The sequence below is a fragment of the Hyunsoonleella rubra genome (assembly GCF_042684665.1).
Classification (GTDB): Bacteria; Bacteroidota; Bacteroidia; order Flavobacteriales; family Flavobacteriaceae; genus Jejuia; species Jejuia rubra.
The window spans coordinates 276,645-293,390 of record NZ_JBHULY010000034.1 but is presented as its reverse complement, the minus strand read 5'-3'; the positions used below and the strand labels follow the sequence as shown (position 1 = coordinate 293,390).

At 37.1% G+C, this 16,746-nt stretch carries 15 protein-coding genes; 2 read left to right on the top strand and 13 right to left on the bottom strand.

Annotated features, from left to right (window positions below; genetic code table 11):
- Nucleotides 1-7 precede the first annotated feature (7 nt).
- Nucleotides 8-733: a CDP-alcohol phosphatidyltransferase family protein gene (locus ACFSR8_RS14505; RefSeq protein ID WP_380293278.1), complete on the bottom strand. Its 726-nt coding sequence runs from the start codon at nt 731-733 to the stop codon at nt 8-10.
- A 193-nt stretch (nt 734-926) separates the two neighbouring features.
- Between ACFSR8_RS14505 and ACFSR8_RS14500 the strand changes: the two genes are divergently transcribed.
- Together ACFSR8_RS14500 and ACFSR8_RS14495 are read left to right on the top strand one after the other, a co-directional pair.
- On the top strand, nt 927-2,000 hold the full coding sequence (locus tag ACFSR8_RS14500; RefSeq protein WP_449272397.1) for a putative type IX sorting system protein PorV2: 1,074 nt from the start codon (nt 927-929) through the stop codon (nt 1,998-2,000).
- Nucleotides 2,000-3,163: a lipoprotein N-acyltransferase Lnb domain-containing protein gene (locus ACFSR8_RS14495; protein WP_380293276.1), complete on the top strand. Its 1,164-nt coding sequence runs from the start codon at nt 2,000-2,002 to the stop codon at nt 3,161-3,163. The genes ACFSR8_RS14500 and ACFSR8_RS14495 overlap by 1 nt, the downstream gene beginning before the upstream one ends.
- A gap of 5 nt (nt 3,164-3,168) precedes the next feature.
- Here ACFSR8_RS14495 and ACFSR8_RS14490 read toward each other — a convergent pair whose 3' ends face one another.
- Genes ACFSR8_RS14490 through ACFSR8_RS14435 form a run of 12 tightly spaced genes read right to left on the bottom strand, consistent with a single transcriptional unit; the run spans nt 3,169 to nt 16,745 of the window.
- Nucleotides 3,169-4,560, bottom strand: a complete 1,392-nt coding sequence (locus ACFSR8_RS14490; protein ID WP_380293274.1) for a sugar transferase — start codon at nt 4,558-4,560, stop codon at nt 3,169-3,171.
- 59 nt (nt 4,561-4,619) lie between these two features.
- Complete coding sequence (locus tag ACFSR8_RS14485; RefSeq protein ID WP_380293272.1) at nt 4,620-5,630, bottom strand: glycosyltransferase family 4 protein; 1,011 nt, start codon at nt 5,628-5,630, stop codon at nt 4,620-4,622.
- The gene (locus ACFSR8_RS14480) at nt 5,584-6,942 is read right to left on the bottom strand and encodes an O-antigen ligase family protein (RefSeq protein ID WP_380293270.1); all 1,359 of its coding nucleotides are present in this window, start codon (nt 6,940-6,942) and stop codon (nt 5,584-5,586) included. The genes ACFSR8_RS14485 and ACFSR8_RS14480 overlap by 47 nt, the downstream gene beginning before the upstream one ends.
- Nucleotides 6,939-7,988, bottom strand: a complete 1,050-nt coding sequence (locus ACFSR8_RS14475; protein WP_380293268.1) for a glycosyltransferase family 4 protein — start codon at nt 7,986-7,988, stop codon at nt 6,939-6,941. Before ACFSR8_RS14475 ends, ACFSR8_RS14480 begins: the two co-directional genes overlap by 4 nt.
- 26 nt (nt 7,989-8,014) lie before the next feature.
- Nucleotides 8,015-9,130, bottom strand: coding sequence for a glycosyltransferase family 4 protein (locus ACFSR8_RS14470; RefSeq protein WP_380293266.1), 1,116 nt, complete (start codon nt 9,128-9,130; stop codon nt 8,015-8,017).
- Nucleotides 9,130-9,681: a serine O-acetyltransferase gene (locus ACFSR8_RS14465; protein WP_380293264.1), complete on the bottom strand. Its 552-nt coding sequence runs from the start codon at nt 9,679-9,681 to the stop codon at nt 9,130-9,132. The genes ACFSR8_RS14470 and ACFSR8_RS14465 overlap by 1 nt, the downstream gene beginning before the upstream one ends.
- Nucleotides 9,682-9,687: 6 nt before the next feature.
- Nucleotides 9,688-10,644: a class I SAM-dependent methyltransferase gene (locus ACFSR8_RS14460; protein WP_380293262.1), complete on the bottom strand. Its 957-nt coding sequence runs from the start codon at nt 10,642-10,644 to the stop codon at nt 9,688-9,690.
- A complete protein-coding gene (locus ACFSR8_RS14455) occupies nt 10,641-11,648 on the bottom strand; it encodes a glycosyltransferase family 2 protein (RefSeq protein ID WP_380293260.1) in 1,008 nt (335 codons plus the stop codon). The genes ACFSR8_RS14460 and ACFSR8_RS14455 overlap by 4 nt, the downstream gene beginning before the upstream one ends.
- Nucleotides 11,632-12,669 carry a hypothetical protein gene (locus ACFSR8_RS14450; RefSeq protein ID WP_380293258.1) on the bottom strand — a complete coding sequence of 346 codons (1,038 nt, stop codon included), beginning with the start codon at nt 12,667-12,669 and terminating at the stop codon, nt 11,632-11,634. Before ACFSR8_RS14450 ends, ACFSR8_RS14455 begins: the two co-directional genes overlap by 17 nt.
- Nucleotides 12,662-14,212: a glycosyltransferase family 2 protein gene (locus ACFSR8_RS14445; RefSeq protein WP_380293255.1), complete on the bottom strand. Its 1,551-nt coding sequence runs from the start codon at nt 14,210-14,212 to the stop codon at nt 12,662-12,664. Before ACFSR8_RS14445 ends, ACFSR8_RS14450 begins: the two co-directional genes overlap by 8 nt.
- A complete protein-coding gene (locus ACFSR8_RS14440) occupies nt 14,209-15,354 on the bottom strand; it encodes a glycosyltransferase family 4 protein (protein ID WP_380293253.1) in 1,146 nt (381 codons plus the stop codon). Before ACFSR8_RS14440 ends, ACFSR8_RS14445 begins: the two co-directional genes overlap by 4 nt.
- Nucleotides 15,351-16,745 carry a UDP-glycosyltransferase gene (locus tag ACFSR8_RS14435; RefSeq protein WP_380293251.1) on the bottom strand — a complete coding sequence of 465 codons (1,395 nt, stop codon included), beginning with the start codon at nt 16,743-16,745 and terminating at the stop codon, nt 15,351-15,353. Before ACFSR8_RS14435 ends, ACFSR8_RS14440 begins: the two co-directional genes overlap by 4 nt.
- Nucleotide 16,746 lies beyond the last annotated feature (1 nt).

Genomic DNA, 16,746 nt, shown 5'->3' with positions numbered 1-16,746 from the left:
ATTTAAATTATTTTGAGGTTAAATTATCAAGAACAGACATACCGATGTAAAGCAAAATGATGACAGGAATGGCCCCAAAATGCAAAACAATAAGGAGTACCACACACAAGATGATAAAAATGTATCGCGTGGCATTGGCCTTAAAACTGTAGTCCTTAAACTTTAAGGCAAAGAGCTTAATATTTGAAGTTAAAATCCAGCAACTAAAAATGGTCAGCCCAATTAAAAACCATTTGTTTAAAATGATGGCATTAATGGTATCGTTATCTTGAAACTCGAGAATCAATGTCAAGGACAGAATCAATAAGGCATTTGCGGGTGTTGGCAAGCCCTTAAAATAATTCTGTTGCTCGGTGTCAATGTTGAATTTGGCGAGCCTGTAAGCAGAAGCCAGAGTGATTGCCAATCCAAACAGGGGCAACAAGGGTATACCAAAATCCTTTGACAAATCAACCTCTCCCCAATCTGATTCAACTACCTCTAACAATTTAAACATCACAAGCCCTGGCACCAATCCACTAGTTACCACGTCGGCCAAAGAATCTAACTGTAAGCCCAATTCGCTTTGCACTTTCAATTTCCTTGCAGCAAATCCATCAAAAAAATCAAAAAATATCCCTAAAAACACGAAGAATGCGGCAACCACAAAACTGTCGTTCACAGCAAAAATAACAGCAATACACCCGCACAACAAATTAAGAAGGGTCAGTGCATTGGGTATGTATTGTTTCATAAAAAATGTTTTGGTAAAAATAACAAACAATTTTACTCTGTGGCACTTCCTGTAATTTTTGTGTTTCAAAATAAAGGACATGCGCAACAAATCTCACCGTTTTACGTTGTAATATAATGCATAAATAAGGTGTTTTTATTGGATACGCTATGATAAAAAGGGTATAATGTGCATCTTTGCAAAAAAATTGCGATTGAGGTTTTTTACAACTGCATTATTTAGCTTAGTTACGCTCTCCGTCTTTAGTCAAACCGTTAGGAAGTATTCCAACGAGTTTATGAATATTGGTGTGGATGCGGCCGCTTTGGGTATGAGCAGTGCGGTAACGGCACATTCTTCGGATGTAAATTCTGGTTATTGGAACCCTGCCGGTTTGGTGCATTTGGAAGACAACCAATTGGCATTGATGCATTCCAGCTATTTTGCCAATATCGCCAATTATGACTACGCCGCCTTCGCGATGCCTTTGGATGATAGAAGTGCCATTGGAATCTCATTGATTCGATTTGCTGTGGATGACATTTTGAATACTACCCAACTTATTGATGAACAAGGCAATATTAACTACGATAGAATTAGCTTATTTTCTACGGCAGACTATGGTTTAACGTTTTCATATGCCAGACGGCTGGCTTTGCACGATGGTATCAGTTATGGTGTTAATGCCAAAGTAATTCGGAGGATCATCGGAGATTTTGCTTCATCTTGGGGATTTGGATTGGATGCTGGAATTCAATTTGAAACCAGAAATGATTGGAAGTTTGGTGTGATGGCCCGTGATATCACCACTACTTTTAATGCTTGGGCTATTGATGAAGACGAATTTGCCACTATTCGAGATGCCGTAGACGGCCAAAACCAGGAACTACCGGAAACTACAGAAATTACCATACCTAAATTGCAAATCGGCATTTCAAAATTAATGACCTTTCATTACGATTATACCCTATTGGCCTCCATGAATTTGAATGTGCGTTTTGAAGAAAACAACGATATTTTTTCATCGTCCTTTGCGAGTATTAACCCTGCCTTAGGATTTGAATTTGGATATGTTGATATGGTATATTTGCGGGGTGGCCTTGGTAATTTTCAAAATGAATTACAGATTGACAACTCTGAACAGCTCAGCTTTCAACCTAGTTTTGGTGTAGGCTTTAAATATAGTGGCGTTCAAATCGATTACGCATTTACCGATATTGGTGACCAAAGTGTGGCCCTATATTCTAATGTATTTTCCCTAAAACTCGATTTTAGTATCTTTAGATAATGCGAAAAACATTACTCCTATTTTTTTCATTTCTGTTCTTAACAACCCATGCACAGCAGCTATCCGAAACTGCTGAGGTAAGTGTTTTGACAATAGGGCCAGGCACATCCTTAAATGATGCATTCGGACACAGTGGCATACGGATTAAGGACAAGACGAAGGGTCTTGATTTGGTATTCAACTATGGGGTTTACGATTTTGATGCGCCCAATTTTTATCTAAAATTTGCCCAAGGGAAATTGAATTATCTTATCGGGGTAGATCGTTTTGACAATTTCTTTTACGCGTACGCCCAACAAAACAGAAGTGTGAAAGAGCAGATTTTAAATATTTCAGCATCTGAAAAACAAAAACTCTACGAGTTTCTTATAGAAAATTACAAACCAGAAAACCGGCGTTATCTGTACGAATTCTTTTTTGACAATTGTGCCACTCGCATCAAGGACGTTACAAACATGGCCACAGACAGTTCCATTAAGTTTAATATCCCAGAGGATTATGAGGATGCTACATTTAGAGAACTTATTCACGAAAACGTCAACCGAAATTCTTGGGGAAGTTTTGGAATCGATTTGGCTTTAGGTGCCGTAATCGACAGAAAAGCGACTCCCGAACAACAAATGTTTTTACCAGAAAATATCTATCTTTTTTTTGAAAAGGCTACTTTCGGAAGTACGGATGTTCCTCTAGTGAAAGAGAGTCGTGTATTATTTGATCCAGAACCTATTTCAGATGACTCCAACTTCCTATTTAGCCCTCTTTTCGTACTTGGTATTCTTAGCCTGACTATTCTTTTTATCACCCATAAGGATTTCAAGAATAAAAGGCAAACCAAAGTTTTAGATATTGTTTTATTTGTTTTGACGGGATTAGCCGGGGTAATTATCCTATTATTATGGTTCGCCACCGACCACAAAGGCACGCATCAAAATTACAATTTACTATGGGCCAACGCTCTAAATTTGATTGCTGTGTTTCAATTGTTCAAGTCCAAACCTAGCGCTTGGTTTGTCAAATATTTGAAGTTGCTGATTATTCTTCTTTGTCTATTGACTTTACATTGGCTAATTGGGGTGCAAGTATTTGCTATTGGATTGATACCTCTTTTGATTGCCCTTTTTGTTCGTTACCTGTTTTTGGTAAATCACCGCAGTAAATCGTAAACTTGCTACTGGCCCCGGAAAAAAATTACCGTACTTAAAGTTTTAACAAAAATATTGACGTCTAGCACAAAACTTCGATGTTTGATGTAATATAGATCATATTGAAGCTTAAGCAAGCTGTCATCTATAGACGAACCATAACGTGTTTTTACCTGGGCCCATCCGGTTAAACCTGGTTTCACAATATGCCGCGTTTCATAAAAAGGCAGTATTTGGGAAAGCTCCCGCACAAAATGAGGGCGTTCTGGCCTCGGCCCTATTAAACTCATGTCGCCCTTGAGAATATTAACGAACTGTGGTATTTCATCAATTCTGGTATTTCGCATAAATCTGCCGAAAGGCGTAATCCGACGATCGTTTTTCTTTGCCCAAACAGCCCCATCCTTTTCCGCATTTCTAACCATGGTACGAAATTTAATAATCTTAAATAGGTTTCCATTTTTCCCGATACGTTCCTGATTATAAAAAAGCGGGCCACGATTAGCAATAAGATTCCCCAAAAGCACTAACGGTAATAGTGCTATTCCGAAAACTAGGCCTATCAACGAAATCAACATATCAAAAAAACGGTGAAAAAAAAGATACATTTTGTTTTGGTTGCTTCGGCTAAAAGGGAAATATTTATAAAAATCCTTTCCAACAAATTGAACGGGTACCCTTTGTGTCAATTCCTCATACACCTGAGTATATTCTTTAATGGGAACCCCACCTTCCAAAAGGGTGATCAAATCACGATATATTTCCGAAGTAATATTTTCTGAATTATAAGTGGCAATCACAATTTCCGAAATATTTTCCTCCTTAATAATATCATAAATCTCTCTAGGGTGATACTCCCGCAAATCCTTAAATCTTACCTTTTCAGATTTGTTAATTTCGCAATTAATGAAGCCAACGACCTTATAGTTCGGGTCTGCATCCATGAATGTTTTTAAAATCGTTTTGATGTTTGAGGTTTCACCTACTATCAGTACTTTTCTGTAAAATCGGGGTGAGGTAACGAAATTAATATATGCAAAACGCCAGATAAAAAGGGCTAGCAAAATTGATAGGAAAAAATAGAGAATTTGCAAGCGGTTCTCTGGTAAAACTGGTGTTAAAAACGGGGTCAACAAGTAGAACAAAACTGTGACGGAGGCGGTAAGCAAAATATTTACCCAAACCTTTTCAAACTTACTGGATTTCTGCAAATCGTAAAGCTCGAAAATGGTTCCAAACCCCCAAATATAAACGACCAAAACGAATATCCACTTCCAGTTTTCCTGAGTGATTGAAAAGTAGTCGAAAGCAAAAGTGTTGCCCACAAAATACAGCACAAAAAGTATGGAAACCAGATCAAAAAGCCGCAACAATACTTTACGCTCTGATATATTAAAATGTATGGTGTTCTTAGGCATCAGGTCGGGAGAGGATTACTAAGCTGCCCAAATATACTAAGTTAATTTGATAACCAAGGTTAAGAAAGTACCGAAAACCATCTTTGCTTCACTACTTTCCAATCAAACTGCCCTACCTTTTGGCGTGCCTTTGATGTCATTTTATCCACTTCACCCGGATTTTTCCTGAGATCTAAAATAGCATCTTTAAATAGGTTTGCATCATTCGGTTCTACTAAAATCGCATCCTCTTTGTCTTCTAGCAAATAAGGCAACCCACCAACATTTGTTGAAACAATGGGTAAGCCCAAAGCCATGGCCTCTATCACACTAACCGGCATATTATCAATATTGGTAGTATTTATAAAGACATTAAAATCCGAAGCTTTAGCATGCCATTCTGATTTTGACAATTTACCTGTAAACTCAATGTCCACTTCAAGTTCTTTTGCCAATACTTTGGCTTCCTTCATACTTCCATCATTATCTGGCCCCACCATGCATAACGAGGCTTGAACACCTTCGTCCTTAAGCAATTTCAATAGCCTGACAGCCAATAAAGGGTTGTACAATTTTGAAAAAGAGCGCACCCAAAGCATCTTAACTTTATCAATTTTTCGTTTTTGAAATTTGTATCGATCCAGTGGTATTGTATTTGGAATGAATACCAAATTTTTATAACCTGCTTTACTAAAATGGTGCTTTAAATATAGAGAAGGAGCCAAATTAATATGGGCATTATAGAAAATTTGATGTGACTTCTTAGGGGATGTTTTGAGACGTTCAGGCAAATTCCCACCATGGAGAATTGGAACATATTTCAACTTAAAAAATCTGCATAATTGGCTACATGCATAGGCATAGTAAAAATTAGTGGTACTGTAAGTATCTATTAAAACTAAATCCACGGAGCTTTTATACTTTACAATATGAAATAGCATATCCATTAACCTCAGAACCTTATTTTGCTTTTTGGAAGTAGTAAAAACGGTGTATCCTTCATTGCGCAAATCCGCACTTAAGGTGTCAATTGTTGTTGCCGTTTTATGGCTTTGCGATAATTGGTTTCCTATGTAAAGGACGTTTTTCATATTTAATATTTAACAAACAAAGTGCGTATATAAACGCCGGAGCGGCAATTCTCATGGCAGAATGGTTCACTGTCAGCAACCAAAAAATATAGAAAGAATAGAAAAATATATTAGACCTATTTTTTATCCGGTGAAGTAGTGGTGCCAACAAGAGAATGAGAAAAGCAAAAACCCCAAATAGGCCATGTTCCGCTAAAATTCTGCTCAGCTCATTATGGGAAGCCGCTAGGAGCCCCGTTTCGCTTAACCGCCGTTCCTTTATTTTTCCAACCCCAATACCTAGAACCGGATGAGCAATAAATTCCTTTATTTCAAAAGCAATCAGATCTGTGCGCCCCGTACTTATATCTTCTTTTTCCCTTCCAGCTGCATCTTGGTTGGCATAGCGCTTATCAATAAATCCTCCTGTTTGGATAGAACTAAAAACCCATGTAAAAAATGCCAATCCTAAAAATATGGTCAGGGACAGTAAAATTTTTCGCTTGTACTTAAAATTGACCTTTGCATAATAAATCATAAGAAAGCATAGAATCATAATTATGGCAGTCACTACACCTCCTCGGCTAAATGTCACTATCGCCCTAAAACTCAATAAACCCAATAGCAACAAATCAATAATTTTTAATAAGTTATTTTCCTTAGACATAAAAAAACGCGTGGTAAGCACAAACATACCCATACCAAGGACCGTGGCCACCTGATTTGGACCAAACCCACCTGAAGTAGCAAAATTAGACTCCGTCCCCGTAATTGCCGCCTGAACATCCGGAGTATACAAAAATAAATAAACGGTCATGCTGATTAGTGGCATCAAAACAGCAATGAGTACCATCTTAATTTGGTTTAATGTCACTACCCTGCCATAACAATATATGGCCGCCAGTCCTAAACACACGGGGCCACTTAAATTAAAGGCAATTGCCTTTCGAATGTTGGTCTCAAAACCCATTTCAGAAACCGCTACAAAAATGGACGGAATTAATAAAATAACGTATAAAACATAGCCTAAACCCTTACTATTAAAGCTGGTGGTGAACATGCCAAGAAGAATAAAAACTATAACAAGATATTTACTGGCCTCATAGAAAAAGGTCCCTTCGTTCATCCTTAAGAACACCTCAATACCTACAACATATGCACATGCTAAAAGGACATAGAATACTCTGTTCTGTTGTGATACATTTATGATTTTATATCCCCAAAATATCGAAATGAAAACAAAGTATAGCAAAGCCAAGGGCTTAAACGCAAAAACTGCAAGGCCAAGACCAATATGAAACAATATCAATTTATGGTACAGTGACAGATTCATTTGAGAGTGCTTTGGTAAATATTTAACAAACGCTCTACTATCTTTTCTTCTGAAAAATTCTCAAAAACTTTATTCTTAAGATTTTGTCCAAGTTTTTCTCTTAAATCTGGGTTTTCTACAAGCTTTAAAAGACTATTTGAGAACAACTCCAAATCATTTGGTTCAACCAATAAACCTTCTTTTTCGTTTGATACAATAAGATCACAATCTCCTACATTGGTAGCGACAACAGGCAAACCGGCCATTCCATATTCTAATACTGCCAAGGGCAAACCTTCAGAATCAGAAGATAATACGCCTATAGTACTTTGACTTAAAATATTAGCAACATCAGGTTTGGAACCATAAATAAAAATATTTGAGCCAAGATTATTCTCCTCAATGAATGCTTTAATTTTTTTTGAATAGTCATCTTTAAAATCTTCACCTACGCAATGCAACGTCCAATCAGGATGTTCTTTAATTACTGAAGAAAAGGACTTAAAAAGCAATTCATGATTTTTCTGAGGTCTCAGATTTGCCAAATGAATTACTTTTTTACCCAATGTACCAGCTAAACTTGTTTGTGGTTCAATCTTATCCTGGATTGAAAAATTAGACAAAAAATCAACATTATCTATTTTCAAGTTCTTGATGCTCCATTGTTTTAAGACTTCGTTGACGGCAATCACGTGCGAGAAATATTTTGAACAGTACCTTAAAACCCCTGATTTTCTTTTATTAACAAACTCACTATTCCCATAATGGTCATGCCATATGATTTTTACTTTTGGCAATAAAAGCTTTATCAAAGTTGCCAAAAAAAAAGAAGTTGAATGTGCGTGGATAATATCAATTCGATCTGATTTCACAAACTTAAAAAGCGTCCTAATAGCCTGAATATCAAATGTACGTTTCTTATCTAAAAAAACATATTGAACGTTCTGGTTTAAGCCCGATTTAAGCAAGCCTTCTTTTCGAGTGGCACATAAAAAGGACACAGCGATACGCGTTGCCAATGCATTGGCTAAATTTACTGCAACCCTTTCGGCACCACCCGTTTCCAAAGAATCTATGAGTTGCAATACACGCATTACTGTCCTTTTAAAAGTTTTTTGATTTCTTGTTCAAAGGTTTCCAAAGTGAATTGTTGGGACCATTGGGATGCTAATTTAGCCATTTGCTTTAATTTATCGCTATCGGATAAATGGCTAATAATTTCGTCTGAAGCACTTGATGCGTTAGGTTCAATTAAAATTCCCCTTTCACCAAAACCTAACATGTACGGAACGCAGGACACTGTTGTCCCGATGGGAATTGAACCGAAAAACATCCCTTCTGCCAAAGCCTTTGGCCATCCCTCGGACTTGGATGGTAAAATAGAGAAATGGGCTCGCTTTAGTTTTTCCTTCAATATGGCAATAGGTTGATTGCCATGCATTGCTACAGCATCCTGCAAGTTACTATCCAAAATATATTTATGAATTTCATTTTTCATCGGGCCATCCCCATAAAAATCCAATCTAACTTCTACTCCTTTATGGCGAAGTTGTTCTATTATTTTTATTGTTAAAAGTGGCCGTTTCCCTGACACCAAACTTCCAGCAAAAACAAATTCCAATTTTCCATCATAATGACGCTCGGACCAACCTTCTTTTTCATTTTCCTTAAATGAAGCAGTAAAAAATGGTTGGATATTCCTTGATTGTTTCTCCCATTTACCATATACCAAAACTTTGATATTTCTGCTCAAAAAGGTATTGGACAATATCTTCTTTTGAAGCTGATAACTTAACGGTTGTTTGGATTTTGGATCCCAATTGCCAGCGTATTTTACAGTTTTGGTTTTTCCTGGAAAAAGGATTTGAACAAAACAACTAAGAAGTCCAATTGTGCCTGGACACCTCAAATGAATATGGTCTGCCCGGCCCATTGCCCTGAAAAGTGTAAAGGCAACAATTGGCAATCTTAGGACACTGAAAGCGCTTGACATAAAAGATGAAAAATGAATTGCAGGAATGGAAATCACTTTGGGCTGTTTCTTAAAGGCAGCCGTTAACAGATTGGAGCTGTATTTGGTGGGAGAAACAATGGTAGCCTGATCTGTATTGTTGAACCAAATATCCATTTCTACTACATAAGGAGCATAGGACGTCTGTCGTCCCTCCTCTAATAATGTTGGCGCATCCGTTATCACTAAAAATTGCATTAGATATAGCCTTTTGAAGTATTATTAGATACAATTTTGGCTGGCACACCAAGTATGGTAACATTAGCTTCAAAAGAAGAATTTGCCAGAGAATTAGCCCCAATCACACAATTATCGCCAATAGTAATACCCCCAACAACTACAGCGTTTGCACCTATATAAACATTATTTCCAATATTTGGAACACCTCGTTTTTCACCTCTGCCACTAACTCCAATGGTAACCCCCTGCGAAATATTACAATTTTCTCCAATAATAGCTGAAGCATTAATGATAATGCCTCCAAAATGACCTACATAAAATCCTTTTCCTATTTGTGCCGAATAGGCAATTGATATTCCAGTAAGTATTTCAATAAATTTTTGCCATACCACACAGAAAAATAGAAGTATTTTTTTTAGAATTTTCGGAAGCCTTTTATTAAAAATATAGTTTGAAAACCGATACACAAAAAGCGCCCACAAACCTTGATGCGACACCACTAGCACCCATCCCCGTTTATTGCCACTGTAAGCCTTGTATCTTTTAATATCCGATGAAAACCCAAACATGAGTGCTTATACTTTTTTCTTATTTTTCAAATTATAATATGCCTCTAAGAGTTCTGCATCTTTTCTTTGCCTGCCATCCTTTTTGAACAGCATACTAAAACCCATTGGCGCGTAAATCCGTCTGTATGTGGTTCTTTTTCTAAACAGATCCAAATATTTTATCCATCCAAACAAAAACCGGGAAATGAATACCATAACCATCCTGAGGTATCTGTTAGAAAACAAATCTACCAGAAATTGACTATTGAACACGGCTACCGCGCTCCCTTGGCCCTCAGAAACCTCGTAACGCTTTAATTCACAATTGGGAAACAAGCTTCTTAAACCCGTAAAAGTGAATCTAAAAAAATCATATGGCGGACTGTGGTATGGGAAATTAAATGGAATTTCTACTAGCAATAACCCATTATGTTTGACGCATCTTTGCATTTCTTTTGCCACTTCCCAGGGTCGAAAAGTATGTTCCAAAACCTGTCCGGCAATAATCAAATCAAACGTTTCGTCCTTAAAAGGAATTTGATGTGCATCAAAAACAATATCTGGACTAAACTGCAAATGCACATCCGAAGTGATTACCAATGCATCTGAAAAAAGTGCATTATAATCTTCAATTTTGGCACCAGCTCCAATGACAAGAACCTTTTTACCTCGAACCCCCATCGCTAATTTCTGGTAGCGCTTTTCAAAAGAAAAATCTTTGGACAATTGAGGCAAAATCGACTTCCGAACGCGGTTCTTCAAACTATTATTCCGATAACCTGAATCTTGAGTGATAGGGGCACTTTTAAGGACATCATCTACCCTAAAAATGCTTTTGGACTCATCAATCAAAACTGGAATACCGTTTAAAACTTCGACATCCTTACCGTCTTCAAAACGCATTTTATCCGCTTCAAAAGAAGCACAACCCCTCCCATTGAACGGGTGGATTACATTTGCCTTTAAAAACGCCGATTTGGTCATTCTACCTTGGGTTTATTGACCACCAAAGATAACAAACCTGCAAATCTTCCTGCGCATTCCGTGAAAGCTTCCTGCTTTTTGGGGCTATTAAATATATTAGTGCTTCGTAAAGCAGTTAACAACAAAACAGTTAGGTTCCACTTTAAACGATTTTTGAATGGAGGACTTGGGTATTTTACACGCCAGACATACCAACCGTTTCTCACCACCATTTTTCCATATTTAAAAGCATTGGGCCTGCCACTGGCTTCATGATAGTGCCCTAACCTTGCAGCCGTATTGACATATATCTTTCCAAGCTTAGCTACTCTGAAAGAAAAATCTAAATCCTCATATAATCCGTAGCCTTCAAAATATTCAGAAAATTTTAGTGTTTGAAACACTTTTCTTTTATAGCTCGCCACACCGCCCATCATCATTTCTATCGGATATATTTTACCTGAAGGTGGCAAAAAACTAATGGAACGACCATGTGAAAATGTTGGCATAAAACCGGGCGACCGGTCCGGTTGCAAACCAAAAAATTGCCGTATTCTAAATCTTGACGATTCTTTACGCATCCAACCATCAAAATAAAAATTATCTTTTGTTTTTGTACCACCTTCCCGCTCCCAATTGACTTCATTGGTGATATAACCACCGACGGCCACTGCATCAGAATATTTGTCGTAGGCGCTTATTAATTCTTTAAAGAAATCCTTTTCCAGAACCACATCATCATCTAAAAAACAGATGATTTCGGAGGTATGCGAGACTTTTTGAACTCCAAAATTACGTTGTCTTGTCAAGCCCCTATCTTGTTCTGCAACTTTAAAATACTTCAGATTTTCAAACGTATTTTCTTTCAGAACGCTGTCTGTTTTATCATCGGTTGAACCGTCGATTATTAAAATTTCATTTGGATATAAAGTCTGTCCCCTAACAGAATTTAATAATCGTAGCAACGCCTCGGCACGCATATAGGTACAAACGATAAGGGTAAACGGCTTAGGCATTGCTTTCATTATTTATAAATATATCGTGAATTTTCACAAAATACGAATGCCGTCGCAAATGGGTTTCCCAAAGTAGCCTATTGCTGTTTTGAATTCCAACAAGTTCATCATTCGTTTTTGAATTATGAAAATTGAGAATTTGGGTTTCAATTGGAGTATTACCTGAGGAATCTAATATTATGGCATGTTCCTCCCAATTTATCATTGCATCCAGAGGCAATCTGCAATCCGTATTTATTAAGATTGGAATCCTTCCAACTGCTAATGTTTCATAAAACCGTACTGAAAAATTCCCTAGCCCCCTGATACAGAAGGTGTACAGATTATCAAAGATATTCTGATAAAATTCCTTGGTTGTATTGACTTTCTCATTTTCGCCTGAAACACCAGCCCTATATTTATCTCTTAAAATGAAATTGGTTTTGAAATGGTTACCTCCCTGCAATTTCATCAAATATTGAAACCGCTTTTGGCCAGAAGGATAAAATGGCTGCATATCAAAATATGATGAATTTAGAGTATTTTTCAACCTTAATTTAAGATGGCTCAAATACGATTTCAAGTAATTGGTCATGCCTGTATTGGCATGTCCGACAAAACCGATTGTGGGCTTGATTTCTTTTGGCAGTGCTACAAACTGACCTTCTAAAACCGTTTCGTAAGGATCATTTACAAACGAAGGCAGTATAAAGGAGTTTTGGCTTAATTCGGAATGAAATCCCCCCAGCCTAAAAGTGGTGCTATTGGGAATATGAACTGTAAATCCAAAGTCACCAGCAGTATAAATCCAAATCGGTTTATGGGCAGTTTTTGCTTTACCGATTAAGGCGTCAAAAGCTTTTCTGTTTTTATAAAAAATTGAATAATCTACAGGAAACACAACAATATTCGCACTATATAAATCATCCGTTAGGCTATAATATTTTTGCAATGGCCCACTTTTTACATAATGCAAATCGAACAATACTGGAAAAACGTAGCCACGATATTGTTCGGTCAAAAAGCTTATATCTGTGTACAATTTAAGCATTGGCTCTTTCCATTAATTTATGTGCCCAAACCGTACTGACCTTCCAACTTTTTTTCATTAAACGCCAGTATCCAAATGGGTTTTTCTTATTCTGGTGCTTGTAAAACTTTAAGAAAAGTAAAAGCTTGTATGTATGCAACTGGGCTTTTGAAAAATACCTTAAATTGAAGAGCATGATTGCTGGGGATGGCTTGGGCAATATTGGTTCATCGGACCAAGGTTGTATCACTTTAACACGATAGCCACCAACAGGAGCTTTTAAATGCGTGATTTTTATATTGGGGCAAAAAATGACGTCTTCCCCCAAATGCCGCAATTGCATTCCAAAATCTGAATCCTCGCCATAATTGAATTCATAAGCCAAATCAAATTTTAAGTGTTTTAACATCTCTGATTTCACAAAACTATTGCCTCCCCCAAAAATTGAAGTCTGGGATGTTTTAAAGAAACTTTGTGTTTCATCGGGCTTAATATATACCGTGGAAATGGCTTTTGCTCCAATCTTTTCAATTTCATGGAACACCGACTCGATTAAATCGGACTCAAATCGGTTATCGTCATCGCCTAAAAATGTCCATTCGCTTTCTACCAAACCCATCCCAAGATTTCGGGCGTTGCAGACACCCGTTTGATGAATAAATTTATGCTTAACATGAAAAGGCCAGTCTTCATTCGTCAAATAATCCAACTCGGATTTTGAATTTTTATCAGGATCCTGCTCTACAATAATGACATTTTTGGGCAAAATTGTTTGCTTAGAAAGATCCTTCAAAACGTTATGCAAGTATGGTTTTCTACCGATAGTTGGAATAACAACATCAATTTCCTTCTTTTGGATTAGTTCTTTTGAAGAGACTATCAGTACTTCTGTAAAATCAAAATCACTAATATTTCTTTTATAAAACAAACTCCTCAACAATGATAAAAATGGGAATTGCTTCTCTTGCATAATCCTCTGAAAGAAAAGAACAAAAACCCAGACCAGCTTGTAATTTTCCCTGACAAATTTGAATAATTTAAAGCTGGAAATCTTTTTAACTTCTATGCCTTTATGGGGTTTCGAGGATAATAAACTCGGTACGGAATAGCAAAAGAGCCCTTGGGGCATGGCCTGTTTAGCTATGGTATTTAAGAAATAATCAAAATCCGAATACCTTTTGATACCTTCAAAAACTGTATTCAAAAGTTTTGCATGCATTCCTCCAATATCACTACTCATTATCCATGTTGGAAAGGTTACACTTCTATTAACCTTTATATAGACCGATTGGTCCACATAGCCAATAGCATCAGTGATGTAATACGTTTCATTTACGCCGAATGAGGCCATAATACGTTTATGATGAAAAATCTTAGGAATACTTTGAGTATTGATGAAATCCTGACATGCTTCATGTGACCAAATAATGAGTTCTTCAGGAAATCGTTCTGCCAATAAAAATAGGTTATCCGTTAAACCTAACTTAGTTTCGAAAGGCAGAGTCTGAAGATTTTCATCCAGTACTTCTTTCACCTTATTTTCCCCATGTATGATATAAATCATGGCAACAGCGACTTATAATAGCTAAGGTTGATATCTGCATTTTTATCAATGTCAAAACGTGCCTCAACCTTCTTTCTAGCTTCAACTCCTATACTTGAGCACAGGGGTTCATCCTCCAATAGCCCCAACAATCTTTGAGCATAAATATCAAGCTTTGAGGGGTGCACCAAATAGCCGTCAATACCATCATTAATCAATTCCTGAGCCCAACCTATACTCGTATTTACCACCGGTTTTTGCATTGCCATGGACTCGATAGTTACCATCCCCAAGGTTTCAGCATAGGAAGGAAAGGCACAAACATGCGCATCCATTATTTGTTGTTTTACCTCATTGTATGGAATCTTCCCCAAGTAATTGGCACGTACTTTAGCCGTGTCGGTAAAAATTTCTTCCATTAACTGGTAAGTGGATGATGCGCCAGTTTTAACATCAGGCGAATCACTTCCAATAAGCATCAACTCTGCTTTGGGATTTTCATCGACCACCTTGTTAAAGATTTCAGCCAACTCCAATACGCCTTTTTTTCGGATAATAGTTCCAATATACAATATTCGATTTCTGTGATACGCCTCTGGTGTTTTATTTTCAAAATTTTCCAGTTTTAAGCCATAGTGAATCGTTTTGATTTTGGATTTATCCAATCCGAAGATCTTTGCCGTTTCTTGGCCAGCATATGCTGTTGGGGCTATATAGGCCTTTGCTATTTTAAACGCATACTTTTCGAATACAAAATTTTTAAATTTTTGTTTTCTGCCCTCTAATTTGCAGAAATAGGCATCGCTACCGTGCATCCGAATTACTAAAGGCACTTTAAACTTCATAAATGCCGTAATTCCAGTCCAATCGGGTGCTTCTAAAATTTCGATATTCTTATTTCTGACTATGGTATTCACATAATTTTGAATATGTTTTCGGTAGAAGTACCATGTAAATAAAGAATATTTCTGCTTTTTAATCAAATGAATTTCTACTCCTTCATCCATGACAACTTCTGAGGTATTTTGATGATATACAAACACCGTAACCTCAACGCCTTTTTTCACCAAGGTAATGGCCAAGTTTTTTATACTTGTACCGATACCCGCCGCATGGCTTATTTTAGGATGTGGATATTCTGATGTTATATAACCTACTTTCATTGCAATATCCCAGAAATTGTATTCCAAATATTCTTTGAAGCTTCAGTTGGGGTTTCGCCTACCACAATTCTGTACCACTTTTTACATTCGTGAACATTTGATAATTGCCCGTCCAAAATTTGCTTTACCTGACTTTCCAAATCCTTTTTATCCGTGCAAAACACAACGGCCTCCTTGCTTGGCATACTTCTAAAGTGTACATATTTATAGTTTTGACCAATATCCCTGATACTCTTTTTCAGTTGTGGTTGTTCGTAATTATAATAAATACAGGGCTTGTCATGAGCCACAAAATCAAAAACCGTTGAGGAGCAAACGTTGGTTACAAACTCACTATGTTCGCAGACATTATAAAGCATTTTAAAATCTTCAGGAGTTGGCAACACCTGATTCCATTGGCTACCTACTTGCTTCCATATAGGGTCCAATACTTTAATAATATCATTATTGGCTTCTATTACGGCATTATATCTATCAGTAAAATCTACGGGGCATTTTCTATATATAATACCAAGGTTTTCGCCTTTTTCATTAAGCTTTCGTACGGCATTTGCCAAATCTTCCAAGTAGTACTGGTCTAAAGGCGAAGTGGTTTCATCATCACCTGAAAAACAGATATATTTCTTGGTTAAGTCTAAATCATACTTCTTAAAAAATGTTTCCCTCCTTTCAAATAGGGAAGCATCATAGTGGGGTTCAAACTGCGGTGTTCCCGTTACAAAAACCTGCTCTGGTTTTACAAAGGGATAATACTGCAACACTTGTGCCTTCATCAAATCGCTCCAAACGCAGTAATAATCAGTTTCCACCACCTGCATGGCCTTAGGCACATTATCCCATGAGTACACAAAAGCTACCGTAGGTATCCCCAAATCCTGAGCCGCCAATAAGGCACTAATGGACTGCGTGGCCCTTTGCGTAGTACAAAAAATTAAATCCGGCTTGTGTGCCTCTAATTGAGACCTGCAATAGGCATATTTTGAAGTTGAACGTTCCAATTTGTTAATTCGCTTTCTTAAATATTCAATACCCTTTTCAGAAGAATAAAGCCCAATTAGCACTTTAGTATAAATGGTACGAATTATATTCTTTAATCCCTTATAGCTAAATGGAAACTTATACGTTGGGTAGACGGCATCATTAAACTTATCTTTGGAAACATTTAACTCGGCTCTTTTTCTAGCCCGGGAATATATCGGCAATAGTGGATGACTGGATTGGTCTTCAATTTTCACTTCATTGAATCCTAAGTTGTCTTTAAGCGAAAAAATAGTGTTGTTCCAATATACCACCTCAAATCCCATTGCTTCTCCTACCGATTTAAAATCCGTAAAAGCAAAGTTTCTTAAGCCCACGCCATCTGGAAAGAATACAAACACTTTTTTCTTCATA

Bases quoted from the DNA above. Each gene is read 5' to 3' on its own strand.
- ACFSR8_RS14450 (WP_380293258.1), bottom strand. From the start codon at position 12,669: ATGCTTAAATTGTACACAGATATAAGCTTTTTGACCGAACAATATCGT.
- ACFSR8_RS14485 (WP_380293272.1), bottom strand. From the start codon at position 5,630: ATGAAAAACGTCCTTTACATAGGAAACCAATTATCGCAAAGCCATAAA.
- ACFSR8_RS14480 (WP_380293270.1), bottom strand. From the start codon at position 6,942: ATGAATCTGTCACTGTACCATAAATTGATATTGTTTCATATTGGTCTT.
- ACFSR8_RS14495 (WP_380293276.1), top strand. From the start codon at position 2,000: ATGCGAAAAACATTACTCCTATTTTTTTCATTTCTGTTCTTAACAACC.
- ACFSR8_RS14445 (WP_380293255.1), bottom strand. From the start codon at position 14,212: ATGATTTATATCATACATGGGGAAAATAAGGTGAAAGAAGTACTGGAT.
- ACFSR8_RS14470 (WP_380293266.1), bottom strand. From the start codon at position 9,130: ATGCAATTTTTAGTGATAACGGATGCGCCAACATTATTAGAGGAGGGA.
- ACFSR8_RS14455 (WP_380293260.1), bottom strand. From the start codon at position 11,648: ATGAAAGCAATGCCTAAGCCGTTTACCCTTATCGTTTGTACCTATATG.
- ACFSR8_RS14435 (WP_380293251.1), bottom strand. From the start codon at position 16,745: ATGAAGAAAAAAGTGTTTGTATTCTTTCCAGATGGCGTGGGCTTAAGA.
- ACFSR8_RS14465 (WP_380293264.1), bottom strand. From the start codon at position 9,681: ATGTTTGGGTTTTCATCGGATATTAAAAGATACAAGGCTTACAGTGGC.
- ACFSR8_RS14505 (WP_380293278.1), bottom strand. From the start codon at position 733: ATGAAACAATACATACCCAATGCACTGACCCTTCTTAATTTGTTGTGC.
- ACFSR8_RS14460 (WP_380293262.1), bottom strand. From the start codon at position 10,644: ATGACCAAATCGGCGTTTTTAAAGGCAAATGTAATCCACCCGTTCAAT.
- ACFSR8_RS14490 (WP_380293274.1), bottom strand. From the start codon at position 4,560: ATGCCTAAGAACACCATACATTTTAATATATCAGAGCGTAAAGTATTG.
- ACFSR8_RS14440 (WP_380293253.1), bottom strand. From the start codon at position 15,354: ATGAAAGTAGGTTATATAACATCAGAATATCCACATCCTAAAATAAGC.